Below are 24,853 nucleotides of genomic sequence, written 5' to 3'. Positions count from 1 at the left end.
CTCCGGATCACCAGCTGTTGTTGGAGATTCCCGTGCCGAGCATGACCTGGTCGTAGGTGTTGCCATCGTTGTCGTCGGTGTAGGCGACCGCCACCTCGGCGTACGGCGAGACTGCGACCGCCATCTGCTCCTGGCGACCCGTGGTCACCGAGCTGAGCTTCTGCGCCGACAGACGGCCCGTGTCGGTGCCGTCCGTGCCAAAGCCGCGGACCCAGACGTCGGGGTCAGTGCCTTGGACCGTCCAGCCGACAACGGACTGCGCCTGGTCGTCGATGCCGATCGACGGCCAGCTACCGCCGTCCGCGACCAGCGTGTCCGCGTAGTGCGCAGTACCCGTCGAGGTGAAGCTACGGGTCCAGGCTCCTGCGGTACCGGTGTGGTCGGACTCCCACGCCACGGCGAAGTCACCGTTGAAGTTGGCAGCCACCGAGGCGTGCCGCTGTTGACCGTCGGCCGTTGCGTTCGCGGACCGGCGGGACAGCGTGGCAGAACCGTTCGAACGACCCAGCCGGACCAGACCGACCTGGTAGAACCCGTTACCGTCACCGTCGTCGTCCCACACGACAACCGCGTCACCAGATGCCGACACGGCGACGTCCGGGTTGTGGTTCTGCCCGGTCGCGGCGGACGCGGTCACCTCCCAGGCACGTGTGGTCGGGCCAGTGAACCCAGCCGCCTTCACAGTCGGCTGCCCACCGGTCTGGATGTCTTCCCACACAGCAGTGAAAGCGACAGCAGCACCGGAGGGCGCGCCATCCGGGTCCACAGCGACACGGGGGTTGATCTGCTGACCGGTGGAGCTGCTATTGGCGTTGCCCGACGCAGTGACGGTGCCGGCGGTGTTCACGACGCGGTACGGGATGTTGTAGTACCCGTTGCCGTCCGGGTCGTCCTGCCAGACCACGACCGCGTTGCCGTTGTCGTCGAGCCCGACGTCCGGGTGCAGGTGCCGCCAGTTGGTCACTCCGGTGCTGCCGCCGGCGGACAGCTTCTTCTCGTACACAGCCGTGCCGTTGCGGAACAGCCGCAGGTAGATCTCGCTGTGCACGTTGTCGGTCGCGTTGTCGGTGTCGCGGTCGTCTTCCCAGGCAACTGCGACGTACCCGTTCTTGTTGGTCGCCACCGACGGCGTGTCCTGGTCGCCAGTGGCGACGCTGTTGGCCGCGACCCATGTGGGTGCTGCGATGTGGGCGTCGGCGGTGGTGGCCGTGCAGGTCAGCGCGATCGCTGCCAGGGCGGTAATAGCGAGCGTCTTCTTCATCGTCACACCGCCTGCAGGCCGGGCTGGCCGTCTTGGATGACGAACGACTTCACGGTCGCCGCGGCGGCGCCGTGCTCGGACACCTTCGCGACGTTGCGGAAGTCGGCCTTCATCTCGGTCGGGCTGATCGTCGCCCGGACGTAGCCGCGGCGGTTGTTGTAGAACTTCAGCCACGGGTTGGTGCCGACATCCGGAACGGTGGTCGACCCGTCGCCGTCACCGCTCGAGGTCACCGAGCTGGTGACGAGCTCGCTGCCGATGGTCGCCGAGTTCGCGTTGTTGTAGTCGGCCTTGATGTCGTTGGCCCACGCCCGGTGCACGTCCCCGGTGAGTACGACGGGGTTGCGCACCGACCGGTCCACCCAGCCCTGCTGGATGCGCGCCCGCGAGGCGCGGTACCCGTCCCAGGAGTCCATGCTCGCGCCGGACGCATTGAACCGGCGAGCGAAGAACACCTGCTGGCCGATGATGTCCCAGGTCCCCAGGTGCTGGTTCAGTCCGTCCAGCAGCCAGGTCTCCTGCGAGTTGCCGGGCAGACTGCGGCTCGCCAGATCGGCGTCCGAGCACTGCTGCCAGCCGTCACCACAGGCCTGGTCGTTGCGGTACTGACGGGTGTCGAGCATGTGGAAGGTCGCGAGACTCCCCCACCGCAGCCGCCGGTACAGCTGGATGCTGTTGCCACTGTTCACCTGCGCCGGCCGCAGCGGCATGTTCTCGTAGTACGCCTGGTACGCCGCCGACCGCCGCGCCGTCCACTGCGCCGCAGTGAGTGCCGGTGTGTTGTTCTCGCGCACGGTGCCGGCGTAGTTGTTCTCCACCTCGTGGTCGTCCGGTACGACGATCCACGGCGCCGCAGCGTGCGCTGCCTGCAGATCCGGGTCCGTCTTGTACTGCGCGTACCGGCGGCGGTAGTCCGCGATCGTCACGATCTCGGTGCCGAGGTGCAGGCGCGGGCGGCCCGCGGTCGCGCCGTACTCGTAGATGTAGTCGCCCAGGTGCAGGATGACGCCCGGGTTCTCCTCGGCCATCCGGCGGTAGACGGTGAAGTACCCCTCCTCGTAGTGCGAGCAGGAGGTGAACGCCATCAGCAGGTCCCGGCCGGCCGCACCGATCGCGGGGGTGGTGCGGGTCCGGCCGACGGGCGAGATGTGGCCCTGGGCACGGAACCGGTAGAAGTAGTCGGCGTCCGGGCTGAGACCACCGGCGATCGCGTGCACCGAGTGGGCGGACGCGAACTGGGCAGTCACGGTGCCGGAGGAGACCAGCGTGCTGAACGTGTCGGTGGTCGACACCTGCCAGTCGACGGCGACATCGGCGTTCGCCATCCCACCCTGGCCGTCGGCGTTGGTCGGCGAAGGCGCCAGCCGGGTCCAGAGCACGACGCTGTTCGCGTCCGGTTCACCGGAGGCGATGCCCAGCTGGAACGGGTACGGAACGGCGGCGGTGGCGGTGATCACGGACGACTGGGCGGCAGCCGGGAGGGCGCCGACACCAGCCGCGGCGAGTCCGCCGAGAACTAGGGTCCTGCGACTGATTGGGCTCATGGGCCTCACCTTCACGGGTACTCAGGGCGGTAGGCCCCCGCGCCGGTCGAACTGCCGGTGACCATTGGGGAACCGTGAGTGTGTGTGGTGCTTGCTGCCCATGATCACTCAGAACCCGTAAGTTTCCTACAGGGTGAGACGAGCAATTCTCAGGCCGGGGTGAGCTGCTTGCGATAGGTCCCCGGCGGTACTCCGAAGTCTCGTTTGAAGGCCTTCGCGAACGCGAACTCCGACGTGTAGCCGATCTCCTTCGCCACCGTGGCGAGTGGCTGGTCGTGATCGCGCAGCAGACGGGCCGCGGTCGTCATCCGCCAGCGGGACAGGTAGGTGAGCGGCGGCTCCCCCACCGCGTCGGTGAACCGGCGCGCGAACGCAGCCCGGGACAACCCGACATTCGACGCGAGGTCGGCGACCGTCCACGCGGACCCAGGCTTCTCGTGGATGAGCTCCAGCGACTGCACCACCGCGGGATCGGTCAGCGCCCGAGCCCAGCCGCGATCCGTCGGGCAGTCGTTGTCCTCGAACCAGGCCCGCAGGATCAGCACCAGCAACGCATCCACCAGCGCCGGTACGACGGCCGCCGCGCCCGGCCGCTGCGCGTCGAGCTCCTCACCCAGGATGCTGATTGCCGTGTGCAACGACCGGTGCTGCCCCGGATTCGCCGGTACGACGACCACGTCGGGCAGCCGGCTCAGCACCGGATGCGGCCGCTCGCGGTCGAGCCGGTAGGTCCCACACAGCAACAGCGCCCGAGCACCCTGACCTTGCTGCGGCTCCTCGACCGTCGGGTCGAAAGGCACCACCGGCGAGTCCGGGTGGTCGACGAGCGAGTGGTCCAGGCCGCGCGGCAGCAGCACCGCGTCGCCCGGGCCGAGCGGGATCGGCGCGCCGTCGGGCGGCAGCAACCACGCCGTACCCTGCAGGACGAGGTGGAAGGTGGCGCCGAACGAGTGCACGAAACCGAGACCCCATGGGCCCCGGACGTCGGTGCGTCCGGAGGTGGCGGGGCCGGTCTTCATCGCGGCGACGACATCGGCAAGTACATCCATACCTGTCATGATACGCGCTGCCCTCAAGACGATGAGACATAAATCAGCGCTCCGTGGACATAGATCCGCTCGTCAGGCGCGTCTAATGTCGGTGACATCCCACCAATCACCAAGGAGTACTGATGAGCATCGTCGTCACCGCCGCCACCGGCCACCTGGGCACTCTCGTCGTCGACGAGCTGCTCCAGCGGGTCCCGGCCGACCAGGTCGTCGCGGTCGCGCGGAACGCCGAGAAGGCGGCCCCGATCGCGGACCGCGGCGTCGAGGTCCGGATCGCCGACTACAACGACGCGGACGCGCTGGCCGAGGCCTTCGGTGCCGGCGACACCGTCCTGCTGATCTCGGGCCTGGAGCCGAACCGGCTGGACCAGCACAAGGCGGTCATCGCGGCCGCGAAGGACGCCGGCGTGGCCCGGATCGCCTACACCAGCATCCTCGGCGGCCCGGAGGCCGACTTCGACCTGGCCGCCGACCACCGTGCGACCGAGCAGGCGATCCTCGACTCCGGTCTGCCGTACACGTTCCTGCGCAACGGCTGGTACAACGAGGTCTACACCGACCAGATCGCCGGACAGCTGACCAACGGGGTGCTCGGCAGCGCGGGTGACGGCCGGATCGCGTCCGCCGCGCGGCGGGACTACGCGGCCGCGGCGGCCGTCGTCCTGACCGGTGACGGGCACGAGAAGCGGGCGTACGAGCTGAACGGCGACACCGACTGGACGCTGACGGACTACGCCGCCGAGCTCGCGAAGCAAAGTGGGCAGAACGTTGCCTACAACAACCTCTCGCCGGCGGACCACACGCAGGTGCTGGTCGGCGCCGGCTTCCCGGAGCCGGTGGCGCAGATGTTCGTCGGGGTTGAGAACGCGATCGAGCGCGGCCGGCTGGCCTACCGCAGCGATGACCTCACGCAGCTGATCGGCCGGCCGACCACGCCCGTCGCGGACGCGATCGCAACTGCTCTGAAGGGCTAGAGCCAGCGGACCCGCTGCCGGAAACGGTCGAGGAACTGGGCGTTCGCCTCGTCCCCACCGGGTGCGTTGCCACTGCGCCATACCGGCGGGGCGATGCTCCGGGACAGCAGCTCCTCCAGCGTCCGCAGCACGATCGTGTTCAGCGCGAACGCGTTCGCGAACGTCGAGACCGCACCGGCCCGCTCCGGCAGCCCGTCGAACTCCAGCACCGCGTCACCGATCGGCACCTTCGTGTCGACGGCGACGTCGACGATCTCGTGCAGGTTCGCCCGCGACGGATGGCGGGCCGGATGATCCGCCGCGGTCTGGTCGGCGTGCTGCCGGGAGCTGACCCCGATCGTCCGTACGCCGCGTTCTCGCGCGGTCAACGCGGCGTCGATCAGCGCCGCGTTGATCCCGTAGGCGTTGACGAACAGCAGTACGTCGCCCGCGCCCAAGCCAGCGGTGTCGATCACGATCCGCCCGTACCCCGGCGTCCGTTCGACCGCCATCGAGCGGAGTGCACCGTTGGACAGCAGCGTGCCCTCGTCGAGGATCGCGGAGACGTGCATCAGGCCGCCGGCGCGGAAGAAGATCTCCTGGGCCGCGAGGTTCGAGTGACCGCCTGGACCGTACACGTGGACCAGGCGGTCAGCGGCGATCTGGTCCACGAGCAGGCCCGCGGCGGCCGCGATCGAGTCCTGTTCCTCGGCCTCGATGCGCCCGAGCAGGTCCGTGATCGCGGACAGATAGGCGCTCATCAGGTCGCCGCGACGAGCCGGTTGCGCTGCTCGCCCAGGCCGTCCGCCCAGACCCGCAGTACGTCGCCTTCGCGCAGGAACCGCGGCGGCTTCTGACCCGCGCCGACGCCGGCCGGCGTACCGGTGCTGATCACGTCGCCCGGGTAGAGCGTCATGAGCTGCGAGATGTAGTGCACCAGGTGGGCGACGCCGAAGATCATCTCGGCGGTCGAACTGTCCTGGAACGCCTCGCCGTTCACGTCCAGTCCGAGCTTGAGCGCCTGCGGGGCGGGCACCTCGTCCGCGGTCAGGACCCACGGGCCGAGTGGGCAGAACGTCGCGGAGTTCTTGCCCTTGTCCCATTGACCGCCGCGCTCGAGCTGGAAGTGCCGCTCAGACACATCGTTCACCAGCACATAGCCGGCGACATGCGCCAGTGCCTCGGACTCGTCGGCAAGGTACGCCGCGGTGCGCCCGATCACCACGCCGAGCTCGACCTCCCAGTCGGTCTTGTCGCCGCCGCGCGGGATCACCACGTCGTCGTGCGCACCGACGACGGTGTCCGGCGCCTTCATGAACAAGATCGGCTCGGCCGGCGCCTGCTGCCCGCCTTCGGCCGCGTGATCGGCGTAGTTCAGCCCGACGCACACGATCTTCCCGGGATCGAGCGGCGGCGCCAGGCGTACGTCGGCCAAGTCCAGCGACTCGTCCGTCGGCGTTCTCGAGCGCCACCTGTCCACGTCGAACGGCTCGGCCGCGCCCGACAGCGGCCGCACCCGGCCGTCGTCGTCCAGTACGGCGTCCCGCAGTCCGTCCGGCGTGTGGATCCGGAGCAGTCTCACTTGTTCCTCCATCCAGCGTTCTTGGCCCAGTTCAGATACGCGATACCCAATGCGTGCGACCCTTGCACGGGCACGAGTTGCACGGCGTCGTACACCCGCAGGGACTGCTGGTACACGAGCTCGTCCTGCTCGGCGTACGCACCCCATCGTGCGCACTGCACCGCGTTGGCCGGCACCGCATCACCCGTCCCGTCGACGCGGTACCAGACCTCGGTCGCGGATCGGATCAGCTTCTGCGTAAAGGTTTTCGTGAACCGCTGTACGTCGGTCGCCGGCCCACCGTCGATCCCCGCGTCGTACGCCGCGTGCACGAACTCGGTGCTGATCGCGGCGTGACTCAGGTCCTCGATCTGCTTCGACGCCGGGTACGACGGCGTGTACTCCGAGATCCCGGCGGTCTTCGGATACCCGGCGTACAACTCGCTGTACGGCGGCCAATAGGTCCACACGTACGCGTCGCCGACGGGTCGCAGCGCGGGCTCGTACGCCTTCAGCATCTGCAAAACCCGTGTCCGGTACTGCGGTTTGCCGGTGACCCGGAACAGTTCGATCAGCACCTGGCCGATCGCCTGACTCTGGTTGTACGGCTGGATCGTCCCGTCGAACGGGATCGGTGCGCCCTTCGGCCACACGAAATCCCCGGTCCCGTCCGGCCGCGAGACCCACTCGTCGTCATGGAACGCGACCGCCTCGGTCGCCGCGTCGAGCACCTCCCGCGCGAACTGCTGCCGCGGCCCCTGCCGGAGCTTCGCCGACTGCAGCACCATCCGCGCGTACCGCGCCATGGGGAACGCGATCATCCCGGTGTGCACCGCGAACACGTAGTACTGCGACTGGAAGGCGATCGTGCCAGCCTTCACGGATACTGCTGTCGGCGCATCGCGGAGATCGACCGCGGTCCAACGCAGTCCCGCGGTGTAGGCGTTGTCGACCGCGGTGACGACGTACGCCGGGGACGCCGGATCGAGGGTCACGTTGTGCAGCGTCACGACCGTGGTGGTGGCCGGGTTCCGGAGGACGAGGTCAAAGGTGCTGTCGACAACGTTCGAGACCTCGGCCGTCGACTCGCCCGCGCGGCTGCCTGCCCAGCGCAGTTGCACCGCTGGTTTCCCGGCGCTGTCCGGCAGGACGCCATGACCCGCGGTGTAGTTGCCCGCGGTGCGCCACACCTTGCCGGAACGGCCCTTGTAGTCGGTGACCTTGCGCGCGTGGTCGGTGGTCTTCATCAGGTGGTGGGCGCGGTCCTCGAACGTCTTGAGGTAGCGCTCGTCCTGGTACGCCTCGTACATCCGCAACAGAGCGAGCAGGAAGTAGGACTCGCCCCAGGCGTAGAGCCCGGCCTCGTTGTCCTGCGCGTTGGATGCGAGATACCCCGCCTGCGCGGCCTCGAAGGCGGCGGGTGAGTCGTAAACGAGTGGGTCGGCGGCGGCGGAGAGGGCTGGGAGACCGGTCCAGGCGGCGATTCCGCCGGCGGTGGTTCCGAGCAGGAGCGTGCGACGGCTGAGCTGCATCGATGCCTCACAAAGGTAGGGGCGGGTTGGCGCTGGTCAGCCTTTGACGGCGCCACCCATGCTGTTGAGGATGCGTTTCTGCAGGAACAGGAAGACGGCGATGACCGGCACCAGCGAGATCACCGTGCCGGCGGCGAGGCCGCGGACGTCGGTGCCGGAGACCCCGCTGAGGTAGGCGATCCCGAGCGCGATCGGGAACTTCGACTGGCTGGTCAGCACCACCAGCGGCCAGATGAAGCTGTTCCAGACCGAGACGAACCCGAGGATCGCCAGGACGGCCAGGGTCGGGGCGACGATCGGGACACAGATCCGCCAGAAGATCGCGAACTCGTTCGCGCCGTCCACCCGCGCGGCCTCGATGATCTCGTCGGGGATCTGCGAGAACGCCTGGCGGAGCAGGAAGATCCCGAGCGAGGACAGGATCGCGGGCAGGATCACCGCCGCGAACGTGTCGGTCAGGCCGAGCTGGCTCATCACCAGGAACCGCGGGATCAGCATCAGTTCGCCGGGCAGGAACATGATCGACAGGAACAGCATGAAGAACACGCCGCGCCCCCGGAACGCGATCCGCGCCAGCGGGTACGCCGTCAGCGCGGACACCACGAGGTACACCGGGATCGTGATGCCGACGTAGATGACCGAGTTCACCAGGAACCGCGCGTACGGGATCGTGGTCCACGCCTCGCGGAACCAGTCGGCGACCGGCGGCCGCGGGATCAGATCCGGTGGGAACCCGAACACGTCCTGGCTGGCCGGCTTGGTCGCCGCGCTGAGCAGGATCAGGAACGGCCCGACGAACAGCGCCGCGACCGCGATCAGGAGGACGTAGAGCCCGACGCGGCGGATGCGGCCGGGGCGGCGGGGTCGGCGGTACAACCTGCGAGCCATCAGACATCCCTCCGCCGGGTCACCAGGAGGTTGAAGCCGGCCAGGACGATCATGATCGCCCAGAGCAGCAGACCGACCGCGCTCGCGTACCCCATGTCGTAGTCCTCGAAGGCTTTCGACCAGATGTAGTAGCCGAGCGTGAGAGTGGAGTCGAGCGGCCCACCCCGGGTCAGCACGTAGACCGACTCGAACGCGCGCATCGCCTCGAGCATGCTGAGCACCAGCGTGACCGCGAACGTCGGCCGCAGCGACGGTACGACGACGTGCATCAGCCGCTGCCACGCGTTGGCTCCGTCGATCGTCGCCGCTTCGATCTGGTCCGACGGTACGGCCTGCAGCCCGGCGAGGTAGATCATCATGAACAGGCCGGCGTTCTTCCACGCCTCCAGCAGCACCACCGTGGGCAGCGCCCAGTGCCGGTCGAGCAGGAAGTCCGTCGGGCCGGCGCCGAAGAGGCCGAGCAGCCAGTTCACGACGCCCTCGCGGTTGAACACGTACCGCCAGGCGACCGCCACCGCGACCATCGACGTGATCACCGGCAGGTAGTAGAGCATCCGGAACGCCTGGATCGCGCGCAGCTTCAGGTTCACCAGCATCGCCAGGAACAGCGGCGCGACCACGGTCAGCGGCAGGAACATCAGCACGAACAGCAGCGAGTTCCGCAACGCGATCCAGACCCGCGGGTCGTGCGCCAGCCGGACGAAGTTGTCCAGCCCGGAGAAGCGCACCGGATGGACGATGTCGTAGTCGGAGAACGCCAACTGGATCGCGATCACCGCCGGCCACGCGAACATCGCGGCATAGAACAGCAGCCCGGGCAGCATGAACACGTACGGCGTGTACCAATGCTGGCCGACCACACGGCCACGAAGACCCGGCATACCTCGCTCCTCGTGTCTGAAACCCTGATTTCAGATACCAAGCTGACGGGAACCGTAGCGCACAACCTCCTACGCTGGAAGCGGTAACTGCAGAAAATTTCAGGCTTCTTCCGTTGACTCGCGCCGTTCGATGGCGAACACTCTGGTGTCTGTAAGCCAGGTTTAGGACATTCCGTTTCGAGGAGCCAACGATGGCCCGACCCCTGCACAGACTCCGACTCACCGTGGTCGCCACACTCGTTCTCGCCCTTGCCGGCTGTGTGTCCGGCAGTCCCGCCGGCGGGGGTGACACGCAGCAGAAGTCCAGCGACGCCTACTCCGGCGACGTCGAGTGGTGGACGATCAACCTGCAGAAGAACTACGGGCCGGACATCCAGAAGTGGATCGACGCCTACCAGAAGGAACACCCGAAGGTTCACATCAACTGGGTCGACGTCCCGGGTGCGGACATCACCACCAAGCTGCTGGCGGCGATCGCCAGCGGGAAGGTGCCGGACGTCGTCAACTTCACGTCCGCGACGAGCGGGCTGTTCGCCGGGTCGATGGCGGACCTGAACTCGCTGTTCAGCGAGCAGGACGTCGCCGCCTACCTGCCCAACCTGGCCGAGCCGATGGTTGTCGACGGCAAGCGCATCGCGATCCCTTGGTACAACGGCGGGACGTCGCTGTCGTTCTACAACAAGGACCTGCTGACGAAGGCCGGCTTCGACCCGGCCAAGCCACCGAAGACGTACGACGAAGTGCTCGCGCTCGCGACGAAGTACCACGACGCCACCGGGAAGTCGGCGACGAACTTCATGTCGTACTCGAGCGTCGTGCAGGCCGACGGCGTCGCGCTGTTGTCGGAGGACGGCAAGAAGGCCGCGTTCAACACCCCGCAGACGCTCGCGCTGCTGGAGAAGTTCAAGCCGCTGTTCAGCTCGGGCGCGATCGCTCCCGGCGCGCTCAGTGAGAACCCGCGGGACCTGCCGCAGTCGCTGGAGAACAAGCTGATCGCGTTCAACCCGGCCGCCGTGTCCAGTTCGCTGCTGAACGTGGAGAAGAACGCACCCGCGGTGTACTCGTCGATCGTGGTCGGTCCGCCGGCACTCGGCGCCGACGGCAAGTTCTACATGCCCGGCCAGCAGGTGATGGGCATCCCGGCGAAGTCCGACAACCAGGCCGCCGCAGCCGCCTGGCTCAAGTACGTCGCCGCGCCCGAGCAGCAGCTCGCGCTCTGCAAGCTGGTCCCGATCTACCCGTCGTCGGTGAAGGCCCTCGAGGACCCGTTCTTCACCCAGATCACCGGGACGACGCCGGCCGACCAGGCCCGCAAGATCCTGGTCGACACCTTCAAGCAGAGCGTGGACGCGTCGATGGGTTCCGGGAACGACGAGCAGCTCAGGCAGCTGTTCGACGACCAGGTCCGGGCGTACATGTCCGGCACGAAGTCGGCGAAGCAGGCACTGGACGACGCCGAGAAGGCGTGGAACGACACTCTGGCGAAGGGTAAGTAGACGTGACGGACGTGCTGCGGATCGGGATTGTCGGGGCCGGGATCATGGGGCGTGGCAACGCGTTGTCGTTGTCCGGCCGGGCCGACGCCGAGATCACCGCGGTGACCAGCAGGTCGGCGGAGTCGGCCGGGCAACTGGCCGACGAGATCGCCGGCCGCGGGGTACCGCGCCCCACGGTCCATCCCGATCTGGCGGCGCTGCTGTCCGACGACACGGTGGACGCCGTCGTGCTCACAACCCCGGACGACGTGCACGGCGAGATGATGGTGCGCGCCGCCGAGGCCGGGAAGCACATCCTGGTGGAGAAGCCGATGACGACCTCGGTCGCCGAGGCGGACGCGGCGGTGCAGGCGATTCGCGAGCACGGCGTCGTCGCGATGTGCCTGTTCAACCACCGCTGGGTGCCGGCGTACGCGCAGGCCCACCAACTGCTCGCGGACCTCGGTGACGCCGCGGTCGCATACGCCCGCAAGGACGACACGATCTTCGTGCCGACCGAGATGCTGTCCTGGGCCGACCGCACGACCTGCGCCTGGTTCCTGTCCAGCCACGACATCGACCTGGTCTCCTGGCTGCTCCGCGACCAGGTACGCCGGGTCTACGCGACCGCCCGCTGGGGAAAGCTCCGGTCGCTCGGCATCGACACCCCGGACGCGATCCAGATCCAGGCGGAGTACTCGCGCGGCGCGGTGGCGACGTTCGAGTCGGCGTGGATCTACCCGAACACGTTCCCGACCACCGTCGACTCCTACGTCTCGGTCGTCGCCGAGAACGGTGTCGTCCAGCTGGATCGCCAGAAGGAGAGCGTCGTCCTGGCGAAACCGGACGGGTACAGCTACCCACGGAACATGCTCCAGCGGGTCATGCACGGCATCCCGTCCGGTGCGTACGCCGACGCGATCGCGCACTGGGTGGACTGCAGCCGGACCGGGCGGCAACCGCTGATCACGATCGAGAGCAGCCGCAACGTCACCGCCGTATTGGAGGCTGCGCACCAGTCGATCGAGACCCGGCAGCCGGTCGACGTCTCGATGCTCGCCGATCCAGGGGCGGCATGAGTACGGGGCCTGAGAAGCCGCGGCATATCGACGGGCGGATCAACCGGATCGGGACGGACGATCTCCTCAAGGCGTTCGGGTCGCCGGCCACCGATCTCGCCGGGCTCCGGGCCTTTGTCGCCGGTGAGCTCCGGCGTCCCGCGTGGCCGTTGCCCGAGTGGGCCGACGCGATCCGGTCCACGCCGGCCGCGGACGCCGTACTGACCGCTGCTGCTCCGCTGCTCGACGGCGTCGAGGTCACCGGGTTGGGGCGCGGCCGCTCGCAGCTGTACGGGTTCCACTACCTCGGGTGGCTGGCGCCCGGGGTCCACGCCTGGCTGTTGACCGGTGACGAACGGTATCTGCAGGCCTTCGAACGGCACCTGGACGACTGGGTCGAGCACCGTGATTCGGTGACCGGCGAATGGCCCGGGCTCGACGCCATCTGGTACTCGCTCGGTACCTGGGCGCGCTGCCGGAGCCTGCTGCCGACGCTCGAGGTGCTGACCACGTCGCCGCTGTCCGACTGTGTCTGGGGGCGACTGGTCGCGACCCTGGTCGGCGGTGCACGCTGGGCATACGACGAGCATGACGTCTTCCGGCACGGGAACTGGCAGCTCGTGTGCGCGACCGAACTGCTGCATCTCAGCGCCGTACTGCCGTCACTCGTGGAGTCGGCGGCGTGGGCCGAGCGGGCACGGCAGCGGATCGAGGAGCACCTGGTGCTGGACATCTACCCCGATGGTGGGCACTACGAGCGGTCGCCCGGTTACCACCGGATGGTGCTGACCGCGCTGCAGACCGCGGCGCGAATCGATCCGGCGGTGGCAGGACATCCACGGTTCGCGACCATGCACCACTGGATGGTCGAGCTGGTGTCGTCGGGCGGGTGGCTGCCGCACCTACAGGACAGCGGGGTCGAGTGGCCGGCCGCGTCGCTGGTGCGCGGGAGCTACCTGCTGGACGATCCGGCGCTTGCACGGTTCGCCGCGCAGTGGTTGTCGGCAGAGGAGTTCGCCGTCGAGGCGGCGTCCTTCCACTCGCGGGAGATCACCGGCGCACCGAGTCTCAAGTTGCCCGCAGCAACTGTTCTGCCGGAATCCGGGTACACGATCCTGCGGAGCGACGAACTGCGCGCGGTGATCAATCACGGGCCGCACGTCGAGCACGAACTGGAGTCGCACTCACACCGCGCCGTACTGGATCTCGTGCTGGACGGATGGCAGCAGCCGTTGCTGTGGGAGGCGGGCGGTCCGCCGAGCTACGACGACCCGGAGTACCTGACCTGGTTCCAGTCGGGGCGGGGTCACAACACGGTGCTCGTCGACGGTCGCGAGTTGTCGACCGATCGTGGCGTGACGGTTGATCCGCTGGTCGACACAGGCGTGGTCGCGGTGTTCTCCGGTCGGCATCACGGGAACGGCGTACCGCAGGCGCGCACGATTGCGATGGTGCGCGAGGAGCCGGCGTACGTCGTGGTGACGGACGAGGCGTCGGGGCCGCACACGTTCCGGGCGTGCTGGCAGGCGGTGCATCCGTGGCGTGAGATCGGCCATTCGACGTACGACTCTTCGGCGGCTGACGGACCGGGATTGTTGCTGATCGCGGCCGGCGGACCTGCGGATGTCGACCTCAGCGAAGGGGTGGCGCGACGGCCGTTCCCCGATCGCAAGGCCGCTGAGTACGGGCCGCTGTACACACTGTCCTTCGGGCGGTCGAGCGGTAACTTCACCACCGTTCTGATCCCGCACGCCGGCGGCGAACCGACGCACGTCTCGGCCGAGCGCGTCGATGGCGAATTGGTGATCACCATCGGCGAAACGGTCGACCGGATCGGCCGGTCCACATGGACGCGGACCGTCGACCGGAAGTTGTCGTGGGCAACAGGTTGGAAGGTGACCGAGCTGCCGGCGCTGCTCCGTGCCACCGATTCGGTCGACGCGCTCGCGACGGTGTCCGACGGTGCGGTGCGGTTCGAGGTCACCTGCTCGGGGCGTTGCGGGCTCTGGGTTCGGGCGGCAGACGAGATTCGTCTCAATGACATGGTGATCGACGCGGCGCTCGAGGACGGCTGGGCACACCTGACGCTCCCGTACGCCGGGTCCTGGACCGTTGACGGGGTTCGGCATGAGTGACGACGTGACCAGGGGCTGGTTCGACGCGCGGATCGTCACCGGCGCGCACCCGGCCTCGCTGCTGCCGCCCACCGACCGCGACGCGATCGCCGCGCACCTCGACCGCTACGCGCTGTCGGGCGCCCTGGTGAGCGCGATGGCGTCCTGGTTGCACGACCCGATCGGCGGCAACGCGGAAGCCTCCGCCGTCGCGCACAGTCTCGCCGACCGCGGCGTCCTGGCCTGCTGGAGCGCGGTCCCCGCGACAGCCGGCGAGCTCGACTCGCTCACCGCGCTGGTCGATCGCGCCGTGGACGACGGCGTCGCCGCCTTCCGCATCCACCCCTTGTCCCACGGCTACTCCCCCGCCCTCCTTGACGAGTTGTACGGCGCCCTCGAGACCAACCACCTGCCGCTGTGCGTGGACGCCGCCGAGATCACCTGGCCCGAGCTGACCGCGATCGCGACCCGCTTCCCGGAACTCCCGGTCGTCGTGTCGAACCTCGGCTACCGCAAGCTCCGCGAGCTCTGGGCCGCGCTGACCGGTCACGCGAACCTGCACGTCGACCTCGTCGACTTCGCCGCGCACCAAGGCGTCGAGTGGCTGGCCGCCCACGACCTCGCCGACCGGCTGCTGTTCGCGACCGGTCTCGGGGTTCGCGATCCCGGTGAGAGCGTCGTTCGGCTGGCGTGGTCCGGTGTCGACGACGCGACGGTCCGCCTGGTCGGGTCCGGGAATGCGGGTCGCCTGTTCCGCGTCCGGCGTACCGCTGGAGGTCGTTCGTGATCGGGCGGCGGCCGACGTACCGGATCGTCGACGTGCACGCGCACCTCGGCCCCTACTCGCTGTTCTACATCCCCGAGCCGGACGCGGCGACGATGGTCGCGGTGATGGACCGGACCGGGGCCGAGGTGACGGTGCTCGCGGCGAACCGGGCGATCCAGCAGGACGCGCACCTGGGCAACTCGCAGTCCCTCGCGGCCGTCGACGCGCATCCCGGCCGGATCGCGGCGTACGCGGTGATCAACCCGTGGCAGGACCCGGAGCGCGAGCTGGACCGGCTCGCGACGGACGAGCGCTTCGTCGGGATCAAGGTGCACCCGAGCCTGCACCGCTACCCGGTCACCGGCGCCCGGTACGCCGCCGTCTGGGAGTTCGCCGCGTCGACGGGTTGCCCGGTGCTGAGCCACTCCGAGCACCATTCGCCGTACGACTCGCCGGTGCTGTTCGAGACGGTCGCGGAGCGGTTCCCGGGTGCGCAGGTGATCCTGGGACATGCCGGGATCACCCCGGCGGGGGTCGACGAGGCGATCGCGGCCGCGAGCCGGTACGGGTCGCTGTGGCTGGAGGTGTGCGGCTCGCAGATGACCGGGCCGCTGATCCGGTCGATGGTCGACCAGGTGGGCAGTAACCGGGTGCTGTTCGGCTCGGACTTCCCGTTCATCGATCAGCGGATGTCGCTGGGGCGGGTGGTGTGCGCACCGCTGACCGAGAGCCAACGTCAAGATGTTCTCAGCGGGAACGCCCGCAAGCTGTTCCGGTGGCGGCCGCTACCGGGGGAACCAGAGGTTGGCGATGAGTGACGAAACGCAGCAACCGGAGCCGGTGTCCGGCGAGCGCTTGCCGTCGGTGACGGTGGGTCTGTTCGGGCCACGCCGGTTGGTGAAGACGATGGCGGAGGTCGGGCAGGAGGTCGCCGAGCGGTCGGTGCCCGGTGTCCGGTTCCTGAGCGGCGGGTACGACGACCAGGCCGACGCCGAGGAGCGGTACCTCCGGCTGCGGGACCGCATCGACTCGGCTGTGTTCCCCGGCCCGTGGGCGTTCGACCTGGCAACGACCGGCCACTGGCTCACCGTTCCGTCCACGCACCTCCCCCTGACCGGCGCTGCGCTGTACGCCGCCCTGCTGCGCGCCTCACTGACGATCGATGGCGTGGACCTGAGCCGGGTCAGCATCGACTCGCTGTCCCTCGCCGACGTGGCCGAGGCGTACCGCGAGATCGGACTGCGAACCGCCGAGGTGTACGACGTGCCGTACGAGGGGCCCGAGTCCGTGGCCCGGTTCGCCGCGTTCCACCGGGAGAAGTTCCAGCGGCAGCACACTACGGTGGCGCTGACCACGATCCTGTCGGTGGAGCGTGAACTGCTCGCGGACGGCGTACCGGTACTCCGGATCGCACCGACCCGGTCGAGTGTGCGGGACGCGCTGGAGACCGCGGTTCTGCTTGGCCAGGGCACTCGGATGGGCGCGCATCAGTTGGCGATGATCGCCGTACAGGTCATTCCGACCAGTGGGTCGCGGGCGGAGTCGGGTGACTACTGGCAGCAGGAGCTGGCGTTGCTGACCCACCAGAAGCTGCTGTCCGAGGCACGCCAGGTCGGCGCGTCGGTGACTCGCCGGTCCGACACGTTGTTCCTGGTCACGACGACGTACGGCGCTCTGGTGCGGTTGACCGAGCAGTTCGCGGTGGCACCGTTCCTTGGTGCACTGACCGCGCAACTCGGCGTACCGGTCGCTGTTGGTGCCGGAACGGGGCAGACTGCCCGCGCAGCCGAGGCAAACGCGCTGATGGCTGTCGAAGACTCGGTTGCCGCTGGTGGGAAGGTCGCGGTGTACCTGGACGGCGGCGGCGACCGTTTGGACCTTGAACCAGGACCGGCGACGACGGACTCCACTCCCGTCGAGGGTGCGCCGCAGATCGACCAGCGGGCGCTGGAGATCGTCACGTCGATCGCGTCTGCCATGAGCTCCACTACCGGCCAGCAGGTGGTCGTCGACGTCGAGAGCGTCGCCGCGATCATGCAGGTCACCCAGCGGACCGGTCGGCGCATGTTGAAGGAGCTGGTGGAGGCAGGTCTCGCCTGGCCGTTGCCACCGGCCCGGTCGACCGCCGGCGGCCGTCCGCGCCAGCAGTTCCGCCTACTCACCGAGAAACTCGACTGACCGACCGCCCTGGAGGACATTGTGCAGACGAGGGTCCACGACCACGCCGACCGCCTGTACGCGCGAGCCAAGCAGGTGATCGCCGGTGGGGTCTCCAGCGATGCACGCCGCGCGGACCGGCCGTTGTTCGTCGACCACGCTCGCGGTGCGGAGCTGTGGGACGTCGACGGCAACAGGTACCTCGACTACGTGCTCGGCCAGGGCCCCAACCTGCTAGGCCACGCCGCTCCTCTCGTCGCTGACGCAGTGTCGGCCCAGGTACGTCGTGGCGTCGCGTACGCGGCCCAGCACGAGCTGGAGGCACAGGTGGCGGAACGCCTGTGCCGCATGGTCCCCGCTGCGGAGCTGGTGCGCTTCAACAGCGTCGGCTCGGAGGCGGTGCACGGCGCGATCAGACTGGCCCGGGGACACACCGGACGGCCAAAGATCGTGAAGTTCGAAGGCAACTACCACGGCTGGCTGGACCCGGTGCTGTACAGCGTGCACCCCGACCTCGCACTCGCCGGCGACGCCCGGCATCCGACCGCAGTCGGCGGTACGGCGGGCCAGCCGCGCCACGACGCCGACGACCTGATCGTGCTGCCCTACAACGATCTTCCTGCTGTCACCTCGGTCATGGAGCAGTGCGGCGACGAGATCGCTGCCGTCATCCTCGAACCGCTGCTGTGCAACACCGGCTGCATTACGCCGCAGCCCGGTTATCTGGAAGGGCTGCGTTCGCTGACCGAGCAACACGGGTCGCTGCTGATCTTCGACGAGATCATCACCGGCTTCCGGGTCGCCCCCGGTGGCGCCGGCGAGCTGCTCGGCGTCATACCGGATCTGGCCGCGTTCGGGAAGGCGATGGCCGGCGGGATGCAGGTGTCCGCGCTGGTCGGCTCGCGCGCGGTGATGGGGACGATCGCGGACGGGAAGGTGGCGCACGCGGGGACGTTCAACTCACACCCCGTCGGGATGGCCGCCGCGGACGCCGTACTGACGCATCTCGACGAGAACCGCGACGCGGTCTATCCGCCGCTGACCGCGGCAGGCCAACGGTTGATGGCCGGCCTGCGCGCGGCCGCTGCACGACACGGCGTACCGCTGCTCGTCGACGGCCCCGGTCCGGTGTTCCAGACCTACATCACCGACCAGGACGCGGTGACGGACTACCGGTCGTTCGCTGCCTGCGACCGGGCCGCGATGGCTCGGTTCCACGCCGGGTTGTTCGCTGCCGGGATCAGCATCGTCCCGCGTGGGTTGTGGTTCCTGTCCACCGAGCACACCGCGGACCAGGTCGACGAGACTATTGCGGCAGCAGATTCAGTGCTGTCTTCCCTGTAGGGAGGGGATCGAAGGGCTTGCGGTCCTGCGTGCAGGTCGCCCCGTCGGACGGCGCCTTCAGTTCGGTCAGGTAGTCGGTGGTGATCCGGTCGGCGCAAGCGCTCTGACCGATCGTCGTGTGTCCCCAGCCCTCGACCGTGACCATCCGCGCGTCCGGGTACAGGTTCGCGTACGGGCGGGTGAACTCGTACGGCGTGGCCGGGTCGTGACGGGTGCCGAAGACCAGCACCGGCTCCTGCACCTTGTTCTTCCACGGGCCGCGGAACGCATCGGTGTCGCGGATCCCCAGGAACTCGCACTGGATGCCGATCCACGTGCGGTATGCCCCGAAGTGCGGCGCCCGCTTGTCCGCGGCCGCGGCGTACGACGGATAGGCGAGCGGGCGACCGGACTGCTTCGCCTCGACGCACGGCTGCAAAGCGCTGCCGATCGACGTGGTGTAGTCCTCCTTGCGGCGGTTCCACTCGATCACCGCCTGCGGCGCCTTGGATTTGGTCGCGGCTTTGGCCTTGTTCGTGCTCGCGAGTTGGGCCCACATGTCCGCGAGGGCGGGGTAACCGTGCGGGTCGTAGAGGTTCTGGAACGTGATCGCGACTGCGACGGCGTACGTCACCTTCACCGTGGAGCCGTCCGGCAGCGGGACGTCGACCGGCTGCGTCTTCAGCCGCGCCAGCGTGTCCTCCACCACGGTCTTCGGGTCACCGAGCTTGTTCAGCACACAGTCCGCGCCGGCCTTCTTGCACTCGGCAAGGAACTGCTCGTACGTGTCCGACGCGCCCTCGCCCTGCTTCAGCCGGACCCCGAGCGGGGCCTTGTCACCGTTCGAGCCGGAGTAGGCCTCAGGGCTCAGCGTGCCGTCCAGGACGAGGGCCCGGACCTTGTTCGGGAACAGCTTGGCGTACGTCGCCCCGAGGTACGTGCCGTAGGAGTAGCCGACGTACGAGAGCTTGTCGTCGCCGACCGCTTCGCGCAGCAGATCCATGTCCCGGGCGACGTTCGCGGTCGAGTAGTGCGCGAGCCGGTCCGGTGACGTGGTCCGGCAGTTCACGGCGACCTTGGCGGCGTCCACGATGAACTGGCGGTCCTCCTTCGCCGTCACCGGGAACGGCGGGACGTTCGCCATCGCCTTCGACTCGTCGGCGGCCGTCGGGTAGCACGTCGTCGGATCGGAGCGACTGACGCCCCGCGGGTCGAAGCCGAGGATGTCGAACTTCGCCCGGAGCTCCGGCGTATAGATCGCTTGTGCGGCCGCCTGGACGAAGTCGACGCCGGAACCACCCGGACCACCGGGGTTCGTGAACAGTGTCCCGACCTTGTGCGCCGGGTCGCCGGCCGGCAGCCGGGTCAGCGCGATCGTCGTGGTCGACCCGCGCGGGTGGTCGTAGTCGGTCGGGACCTCGACGGTCGCGCACTGGAACGCCTTCAGCTTGGGATCGGCACCACAACTCCCCCACGCAATTTCCGGTACGGCGGTTCGCGCCTGGGCAACCGCAGTGGTCATCGGCGTGAGCAGCACCAGGGCCGCGCCGGCGACAGACAGTCTTCGAAGGATTCTTCTGGGCGTCATGTCACCGACCGTAGGCGGGTGACCGCTCCGGTCGCGTCCACCACGAGAAGGAGGCCGGGCACCCGCCTCGCGGCGGACCCGGCCTCCCTCTGTGGACTGCTGTCAGGCGCTCTTCTCGCGCCGGTCGCGCTTGGTGCGCTCGATCTGGTCGCGCGGGATCAGCGTGGGGTTCACGTTCTCCAGGACGACCTCGCCGGTGACGACGACCTTCGCGACGTCCTCACGGCTGGGCACCTCGTACATCACGTTCAGGAGGACTTCCTCCATGATCGCCCGCAGGCCGCGGGCGCCGGTGCCGCGGAGCAGCGCCTGGTCCGCGATCGCCTCGACCGCGTCGTCGGTGAACTCGAGCTCGACGTTGTCGATCTCGAACAGCCGCCGGTACTGCTTGACCAGCGCGTTCTTCGGCTCCGACAGGATCTTGATCAGTGCCTCGCGGTCCAGCGGGGACACCGTGGTGATCACCGGGAGCCGGCCGATGAACTCGGGGATCAGACCGAACTTGAGCAGGTCCTCCGGCATCACGTCGGCGTACCCGCCGAGCTCCTTCGGCTTCTCCGTCTCAGGAGCGGTGTTGAAGCCGATGGTCTTCTTGCCGACCCGCTGCTCGACCATGTGGTCCAGGCCCGCGAACGCGCCACCGACGATGAACAGCACGTTGGTGGTGTCGATCTGGATGAACTCCTGGTGCGGGTGCTTACGGCCACCCTGCGGCGGCACGCTGGCCGTCGTCCCTTCCAGGATCTTCAGCAGCGCCTGCTGGACACCCTCGCCGGAGACGTCGCGGGTGATCGACGGGTTCTCGCTCTTGCGGGCGATCTTGTCGACCTCGTCGATGTAGATGATCCCGGTCTCGGCCTTCTTGACGTCGTAGTCGGCCGCCTGGATCAGCTTCAGCAGGATGTTCTCGACGTCCTCACCGACATAGCCGGCCTCGGTGAGCGCGGTCGCGTCGGCGATCGCGAACGGGACGTTCAGCATCCGGGCGAGCGTCTGCGCGAGATACGTCTTGCCGCAGCCCGTCGGGCCGATCAGCAGGATGTTCGACTTGGCCAGCTCGACGGCCTCGTCCTTCGCGTGCCGGCCCGCGCTGGACGCGCCCTGGCCGTCACGCACTCGCTTGTAGTGGTTGTACACAGCCACCGCGAGAGCCTTCTTGGCCACGTCCTGACCCACGACGTACGCGTTGAGGAAGTCGTAGATCTCCCGGGGCTTCGGCAGCTCGGTGAGACCGACCTCGGAGCCTTCGTTCAGCTCCTCCTCGATGATCTCGTTGCAGAGATCGATGCATTCGTCGCAGATGTAGACGCCGGGACCGGCGATGAGCTTCTTGACCTGCTTCTGACTCTTTCCGCAGAACGAGCACTTGAGCAGATCGCCGCCGTCACCAATGCGTGCCACCGGGACAGATCCCTTCTATGCGCAATCGAACAGGGCCGGGAGGGCATGGGCCGCACGGACCGGGGATTCATGGGGAGCCATGGAGACCCCGAGCCGCGTTTTGACGGTACCCCGTCCGGGGCCGAAAAGCCGCGCTCGCCACCGGGTTGTGACTACGCCGGTGGCGAACGCGTCAGGCCCTTGACAGTTCCCGGGCCCGCGAACCGGAGTCAGACTCCGGCCGGGAGCGGGGCCTTCAGGGACTCGAACACCTGATCGATCAGACCGTACTCGACGGCCTGCTCGGCGGTCAGGAACTTGTCCCGCTCGATGTCGCGGGAGACGTCCGCGATGTCCCTGCCGCTGGCGTCGGAGATCATCTTCTCCAGCAGCGAGCGCAGCCGGAGGATCTCGTTCGCCTGGATCTCGATGTCGCTGGACTGCCCGTAGGTGCCCTCGGTGGCCGGCTGGTGGATGATGATCCGGCTGTTCGGCAGCGCGAACCGCTTGCCCGGCGTACCGGCGGCGAGCAGCACGGCGGCGGCCGAGGCGGCCTGGCCGAGGCACACCGTGGACACGTCCGGCTTGATGTAGCGGATGGTGTCGTAGATCGCGGTCAGGGCCGTGAACGAGCCCCCCGGCGAGTTGATGTAGATGCTGATGTCGCGGTCGGTGTCCATCGACTGCAGGCACAGCAGCTGCGCCATCACGGCGTTCGCGATCTCGTCGGAGATCGGCGTGCCGAGGAAGATGATGCGCTCCTCGAACAGCTTGGTGTACGGGTCGACACGACGCACGCCGTACGACGTGCGCTCCTCCCACTGCGGGATGAAGTAGTTCATGGTGCGTCCTTAACTGACGGAGTGGGAGATCAGGAGTTCGGGCTGCCCTGGCTGAGCTGGGCGGCGCTGCTGACCACGTGGTCGATGAAGCCGTACTCCTTGGCCTGGTCGGCAGTGAACCAGCGGTCCCGGTCGGCGTCGTTCTCGACCTGCTCGAGCGGCTGGCTGGTGTGCTCCGAGATCAGCCGGAACAGCAGCGCCTTCAGGTGCAGCGACTGCTCCGCCTGGATCTTGATGTCCGACGCCGTTCCGCCCATACCGCCGGAGGGCTGGTGCATCATGATCCGCGCGTGCGGCAGCGCGAACCGCTTGTTCTTCGCGCCGGCGCAGAGCAGGAACTGGCCCATCGACGCGGCCAGGCCCATCCCGACGGTGGCGACGTCGTTGGAGATCCACTGCATGGTGTCGTAGATCGCCATACCGGAGTCGACCGAACCACCCGGCGAGTTGATGTACAGCCAGATGTCCGCATTCGGGTCCTGGGCGTTCAGGAGCAGCATCTGCGCGCAGATCGCGTTCGCGTTGTCGTCGCGAACCTCGGACCCCAGGAAGATGATCCGGTTCTTGCGCAACTCCCGGTAGATGTCGTCGTCTTGTCCGCCGGATCCGTTGCCGCCCGCGGCGGTGGGGCTGGCTGCAAATGTCTCGTTCACGAACCCGACATTACTGGTCGGCGGCGACAGACCTAAGGCTGGGCCGTAGGTGTTCGCTCACGGCGCACCGCTCGTCTGCTCTGAGCGAATTCGGCTGCTTCACCAGTCGCACAGGACCACGGATCCGGGCTCGTCGGCCGTTGCCTCGTCAGGTACTTCGCGAGGGTCCGGCGGGTCCGCGTCCCGTCGTACCTCAGACTCCTGCACCTGCGCGGCCACTGGCGTCCCCCTCGACGGAAATCGTTTCACCAGCCACGCTAGGTGCTCGAACCGACAGTTTCCTTGCGACAGGTTCGCAATATGCGAACGACCCGGAACCCTCGCGGGGTCCCGGGTCGTTGCGGGTGCTGCTGGGGCTCAGGCCTTGGCCGGCTCCGGCTCCTCGGCGGTCTCCGCAGCCTCGGCCTCGGCGGCCTCCGGGTCGGCGTACGTGCCGTCGGGCTGCAGGGTCTTCAGCTCGACCGTGTTGCCGGACGCGTCGGTGACCGTCGCGTTCTCCACCAGGTAGGCCAGCGCCTTGCCGCGGACGACCTCGGACACCAGGCTCGGGACCAGGTTGTTCTCGACCGCGTGCTGGGCGAACTGGTCCGGGCTGACGCCGGAGCGCTGCGCGTGCCGGACGATGTGCTCGGTGAGCTCCTGGTCGTTGACGCTCAGCTCCTGCTGCTCGGCCACCAGGTCGAGCACGAACTGCGCCTTGATGGCGTCCTCGGAGCGCTTCTTCAGGTCCTCGTCGAACTCGTCCTGGGTCTGCTCCTCACCCTCGAGGAACTGCTCCATGGTCATCCCGGAGTACCCGAGCTGCTGCTCCAGGTTCTCCTTGCGGGCGGCCAGCTCGTCGGTCAGCAGGCCCTCGGGCACCGGCACGTCGACCAGCGTGAGGATCTTCTCCAGGACGGCGTCGCGCGCCTCGCCGGCCTGCTCGAGCCGCTTGCCACGCTCCAGCCGCTCCTGGACGTCGGCCTTCAGCTCGTCGGCGGTGTCGAACTCCGACGCGGTCTGCGCGAACTCGTCGTCGAACTCCGGGAGCTCCTGCTCCTTGACCGCGGTCACGGTCACCTCGACGTCGACGTCGTCGCCCTTCAGCGCGCCGCCGACCAGCTGGGTGACGAAGGTCTTCTTCTCGCCGGCGCTCAGGCCGATGACAGCCTCGTCCAGGCCGTCGAGCAGCTGACCGCTGCCGACCTGGTACGACAGGCCGGTCGCCTGGGCCTCCTCGACCTTCTCGCCGTCCTTGCTGGCGGACAGGTCGATGGTGATGAAGTCGTTGTCGCCGACCGCGCGCTCGACCGGGTTCAGCGAGCCGAACCGCTGACGCAGCGACTCGATCTGCTCGGTGACCTCGTCGTCGGAGATCGCGATGTCCTCGACCCCGGCCTCCAGGCCCTCCAGGTCCGGCAGGGTGATCTCCGGGCGGACCTCGACCTCGGCGGAGAACTGCAGGTTCTCCTTGTCGTTGAAGTCGGTCACGTCGACCTCGGGCCGGCCGATGGCCTTGACCTGGTTGTCGCTGACCGCCTGCGAGTAGAGCTTCGGAAGCGCGTCGTTGATCGCTTCCTCCAGCACCGGCCCGCGGCCGACCCGCTGGTCGATCACCTGCGGCGGCACCTTGCCCTTACGGAACCCGGGCACGGTGATCTGCGAGGCGATGCTCTGGTACGCCGCGTCGAGGCTCGGCTTGAGTTCCTCGAACGGCACCTCGACGATGAGCTTGACCTTGGTCGGGCTCAAGGACTCGACGGTGCTCTTCACGGTGGCGGTTCTCCTTGATTCGGTGACAAGTGCGGCACGCAACAGCCCGCGCCACAGCGGTGCTGCAGGGGGTTTG

General features: G+C 68.2%; 21 protein-coding genes. 8 read left to right on the top strand and 13 right to left on the bottom strand.

Translation table 11 applies throughout. The annotated features are described in order from the left end of the window. Positions 1-7: 7 nt before the first annotated feature. The 3 genes from ACWGID_RS30735 to ACWGID_RS30725 form a co-directional block, all read right to left on the bottom strand. Positions 8-1,261 (bottom strand): hypothetical protein, encoded by a 1,254-nt coding sequence (locus tag ACWGID_RS30735; RefSeq protein WP_452202461.1) that lies wholly within the window; start codon positions 1,259-1,261, stop codon positions 8-10. A 2-nt stretch (positions 1,262-1,263) separates the two neighbouring features. Further along, on the bottom strand, positions 1,264-2,805 hold the full coding sequence (locus tag ACWGID_RS30730) for an alkaline phosphatase D family protein (protein ID WP_452202459.1): 1,542 nt from the start codon (positions 2,803-2,805) through the stop codon (positions 1,264-1,266). A gap of 149 nt (positions 2,806-2,954) precedes the next feature. Continuing rightward, positions 2,955-3,854: an AraC family transcriptional regulator gene (locus ACWGID_RS30725; RefSeq protein WP_452202457.1), complete on the bottom strand. Its 900-nt coding sequence runs from the start codon at positions 3,852-3,854 to the stop codon at positions 2,955-2,957. Positions 3,855-3,976: 122 nt separating this feature from the next. On the opposite strand from ACWGID_RS30725, the gene ACWGID_RS30720 reads away from it, so the two are divergent. Beyond that, complete coding sequence (locus tag ACWGID_RS30720) at positions 3,977-4,828, top strand: SDR family oxidoreductase (RefSeq protein WP_452202455.1); 852 nt, start codon at positions 3,977-3,979, stop codon at positions 4,826-4,828. Here the strand turns inward: ACWGID_RS30720 and ACWGID_RS30715 are convergent. From ACWGID_RS30715 to ACWGID_RS30695, 5 genes are read right to left on the bottom strand one after another with little or no spacing between them, the layout of a single operon-like run. Next, positions 4,825-5,568, bottom strand: a complete 744-nt coding sequence (locus ACWGID_RS30715) for a sugar isomerase domain-containing protein (protein ID WP_452202453.1) — start codon at positions 5,566-5,568, stop codon at positions 4,825-4,827. The genes ACWGID_RS30720 and ACWGID_RS30715 overlap by 4 nt on opposite strands. After that, a complete protein-coding gene (locus ACWGID_RS30710; RefSeq protein WP_452202451.1) occupies positions 5,568-6,389 on the bottom strand; it encodes a fumarylacetoacetate hydrolase family protein in 822 nt (273 codons plus the stop codon). The genes ACWGID_RS30715 and ACWGID_RS30710 overlap by 1 nt, the downstream gene beginning before the upstream one ends. Further along, positions 6,386-7,900, bottom strand: a complete 1,515-nt coding sequence (locus ACWGID_RS30705; RefSeq protein ID WP_452202449.1) for a hypothetical protein — start codon at positions 7,898-7,900, stop codon at positions 6,386-6,388. The genes ACWGID_RS30710 and ACWGID_RS30705 overlap by 4 nt, the downstream gene beginning before the upstream one ends. 36 nt (positions 7,901-7,936) lie before the next feature. Next, the gene (locus ACWGID_RS30700) at positions 7,937-8,788 is read right to left on the bottom strand and encodes a carbohydrate ABC transporter permease (protein WP_452202447.1); all 852 of its coding nucleotides are present in this window, start codon (positions 8,786-8,788) and stop codon (positions 7,937-7,939) included. Next, positions 8,788-9,669 (bottom strand): carbohydrate ABC transporter permease, encoded by an 882-nt coding sequence (locus ACWGID_RS30695; RefSeq protein ID WP_452202445.1) that lies wholly within the window; start codon positions 9,667-9,669, stop codon positions 8,788-8,790. Before ACWGID_RS30695 ends, ACWGID_RS30700 begins: the two co-directional genes overlap by 1 nt. A 191-nt stretch (positions 9,670-9,860) precedes the next feature. On the opposite strand from ACWGID_RS30695, the gene ACWGID_RS30690 reads away from it, so the two are divergent. From ACWGID_RS30690 to ACWGID_RS30660, 7 genes are read left to right on the top strand one after another with little or no spacing between them, the layout of a single operon-like run. Next, positions 9,861-11,165: an ABC transporter substrate-binding protein gene (locus ACWGID_RS30690; RefSeq protein ID WP_452202443.1), complete on the top strand. Its 1,305-nt coding sequence runs from the start codon at positions 9,861-9,863 to the stop codon at positions 11,163-11,165. 2 nt (positions 11,166-11,167) lie between these two features. Next, positions 11,168-12,223: a Gfo/Idh/MocA family protein gene (locus tag ACWGID_RS30685; RefSeq protein ID WP_452202441.1), complete on the top strand. Its 1,056-nt coding sequence runs from the start codon at positions 11,168-11,170 to the stop codon at positions 12,221-12,223. Then, the gene (locus ACWGID_RS30680; RefSeq protein WP_452202439.1) at positions 12,220-14,337 is read left to right on the top strand and encodes a heparinase II/III family protein; all 2,118 of its coding nucleotides are present in this window, start codon (positions 12,220-12,222) and stop codon (positions 14,335-14,337) included. The genes ACWGID_RS30685 and ACWGID_RS30680 overlap by 4 nt, the downstream gene beginning before the upstream one ends. Beyond that, positions 14,330-15,103 carry an amidohydrolase family protein gene (locus ACWGID_RS30675; protein ID WP_452202437.1) on the top strand — a complete coding sequence of 258 codons (774 nt, stop codon included), beginning with the start codon at positions 14,330-14,332 and terminating at the stop codon, positions 15,101-15,103. The genes ACWGID_RS30680 and ACWGID_RS30675 overlap by 8 nt, the downstream gene beginning before the upstream one ends. Continuing rightward, positions 15,100-15,900: an amidohydrolase family protein gene (locus ACWGID_RS30670; RefSeq protein ID WP_452202435.1), complete on the top strand. Its 801-nt coding sequence runs from the start codon at positions 15,100-15,102 to the stop codon at positions 15,898-15,900. The genes ACWGID_RS30675 and ACWGID_RS30670 overlap by 4 nt, the downstream gene beginning before the upstream one ends. Beyond that, the gene (locus ACWGID_RS30665) at positions 15,893-17,260 is read left to right on the top strand and encodes a hypothetical protein (protein WP_452202433.1); all 1,368 of its coding nucleotides are present in this window, start codon (positions 15,893-15,895) and stop codon (positions 17,258-17,260) included. The genes ACWGID_RS30670 and ACWGID_RS30665 overlap by 8 nt, the downstream gene beginning before the upstream one ends. A gap of 21 nt (positions 17,261-17,281) precedes the next feature. Next, positions 17,282-18,583, top strand: a complete 1,302-nt coding sequence (locus ACWGID_RS30660; RefSeq protein ID WP_452202431.1) for an aspartate aminotransferase family protein — start codon at positions 17,282-17,284, stop codon at positions 18,581-18,583. Here the strand turns inward: ACWGID_RS30660 and ACWGID_RS30655 are convergent. From ACWGID_RS30655 to tig, 5 genes are all read right to left on the bottom strand, one after another. Then, on the bottom strand, positions 18,546-20,150 hold the full coding sequence (locus ACWGID_RS30655) for an alpha/beta hydrolase (protein ID WP_452202429.1): 1,605 nt from the start codon (positions 20,148-20,150) through the stop codon (positions 18,546-18,548). The genes ACWGID_RS30660 and ACWGID_RS30655 overlap by 38 nt on opposite strands. A 102-nt stretch (positions 20,151-20,252) precedes the next feature. Continuing rightward, positions 20,253-21,551: an ATP-dependent Clp protease ATP-binding subunit ClpX gene (gene clpX, locus ACWGID_RS30650; RefSeq protein WP_452202427.1), complete on the bottom strand. Its 1,299-nt coding sequence runs from the start codon at positions 21,549-21,551 to the stop codon at positions 20,253-20,255. A 209-nt stretch (positions 21,552-21,760) separates the two neighbouring features. Further along, positions 21,761-22,372 carry an ATP-dependent Clp protease proteolytic subunit gene (locus ACWGID_RS30645; RefSeq protein ID WP_452202425.1) on the bottom strand — a complete coding sequence of 204 codons (612 nt, stop codon included), beginning with the start codon at positions 22,370-22,372 and terminating at the stop codon, positions 21,761-21,763. Positions 22,373-22,401: 29 nt separating this feature from the next. After that, entirely contained in the window at positions 22,402-23,025 is a 624-nt protein-coding gene (locus tag ACWGID_RS30640; protein WP_452202423.1) for a ClpP family protease, read from the bottom strand. Positions 23,026-23,382: 357 nt separating this feature from the next. After that, positions 23,383-24,777 carry a trigger factor gene (gene tig, locus ACWGID_RS30635; RefSeq protein ID WP_452202421.1) on the bottom strand — a complete coding sequence of 465 codons (1,395 nt, stop codon included), beginning with the start codon at positions 24,775-24,777 and terminating at the stop codon, positions 23,383-23,385. Positions 24,778-24,853: the final 76 nt, after the last annotated feature.

This window comes from Kribbella sp. NPDC054772, from assembly GCF_053611945.1.
This window is presented reverse-complemented; position numbering and strand designations above follow the sequence as displayed.

Bases quoted from the DNA above. Each gene is read 5' to 3' on its own strand.
- ACWGID_RS30735 (WP_452202461.1), bottom strand. From the start codon at position 1,261: ATGAAGAAGACGCTCGCTATTACCGCCCTGGCAGCGATCGCGCTGACC.
- ACWGID_RS30730 (WP_452202459.1), bottom strand. From the start codon at position 2,805: ATGAGCCCAATCAGTCGCAGGACCCTAGTTCTCGGCGGACTCGCCGCG.
- ACWGID_RS30725 (WP_452202457.1), bottom strand. From the start codon at position 3,854: ATGGATGTACTTGCCGATGTCGTCGCCGCGATGAAGACCGGCCCCGCC.
- ACWGID_RS30720 (WP_452202455.1), top strand. From the start codon at position 3,977: ATGAGCATCGTCGTCACCGCCGCCACCGGCCACCTGGGCACTCTCGTC.
- ACWGID_RS30715 (WP_452202453.1), bottom strand. From the start codon at position 5,568: ATGAGCGCCTATCTGTCCGCGATCACGGACCTGCTCGGGCGCATCGAG.
- ACWGID_RS30705 (WP_452202449.1), bottom strand. From the start codon at position 7,900: ATGCAGCTCAGCCGTCGCACGCTCCTGCTCGGAACCACCGCCGGCGGA.
- ACWGID_RS30700 (WP_452202447.1), bottom strand. From the start codon at position 8,788: ATGGCTCGCAGGTTGTACCGCCGACCCCGCCGCCCCGGCCGCATCCGC.
- ACWGID_RS30695 (WP_452202445.1), bottom strand. From the start codon at position 9,669: ATGCCGGGTCTTCGTGGCCGTGTGGTCGGCCAGCATTGGTACACGCCG.
- ACWGID_RS30690 (WP_452202443.1), top strand. From the start codon at position 9,861: ATGGCCCGACCCCTGCACAGACTCCGACTCACCGTGGTCGCCACACTC.
- ACWGID_RS30680 (WP_452202439.1), top strand. From the start codon at position 12,220: ATGAGTACGGGGCCTGAGAAGCCGCGGCATATCGACGGGCGGATCAAC.
- ACWGID_RS30675 (WP_452202437.1), top strand. From the start codon at position 14,330: ATGAGTGACGACGTGACCAGGGGCTGGTTCGACGCGCGGATCGTCACC.
- ACWGID_RS30665 (WP_452202433.1), top strand. From the start codon at position 15,893: ATGAGTGACGAAACGCAGCAACCGGAGCCGGTGTCCGGCGAGCGCTTG.
- ACWGID_RS30655 (WP_452202429.1), bottom strand. From the start codon at position 20,150: ATGACGCCCAGAAGAATCCTTCGAAGACTGTCTGTCGCCGGCGCGGCC.
- ACWGID_RS30645 (WP_452202425.1), bottom strand. From the start codon at position 22,372: ATGAACTACTTCATCCCGCAGTGGGAGGAGCGCACGTCGTACGGCGTG.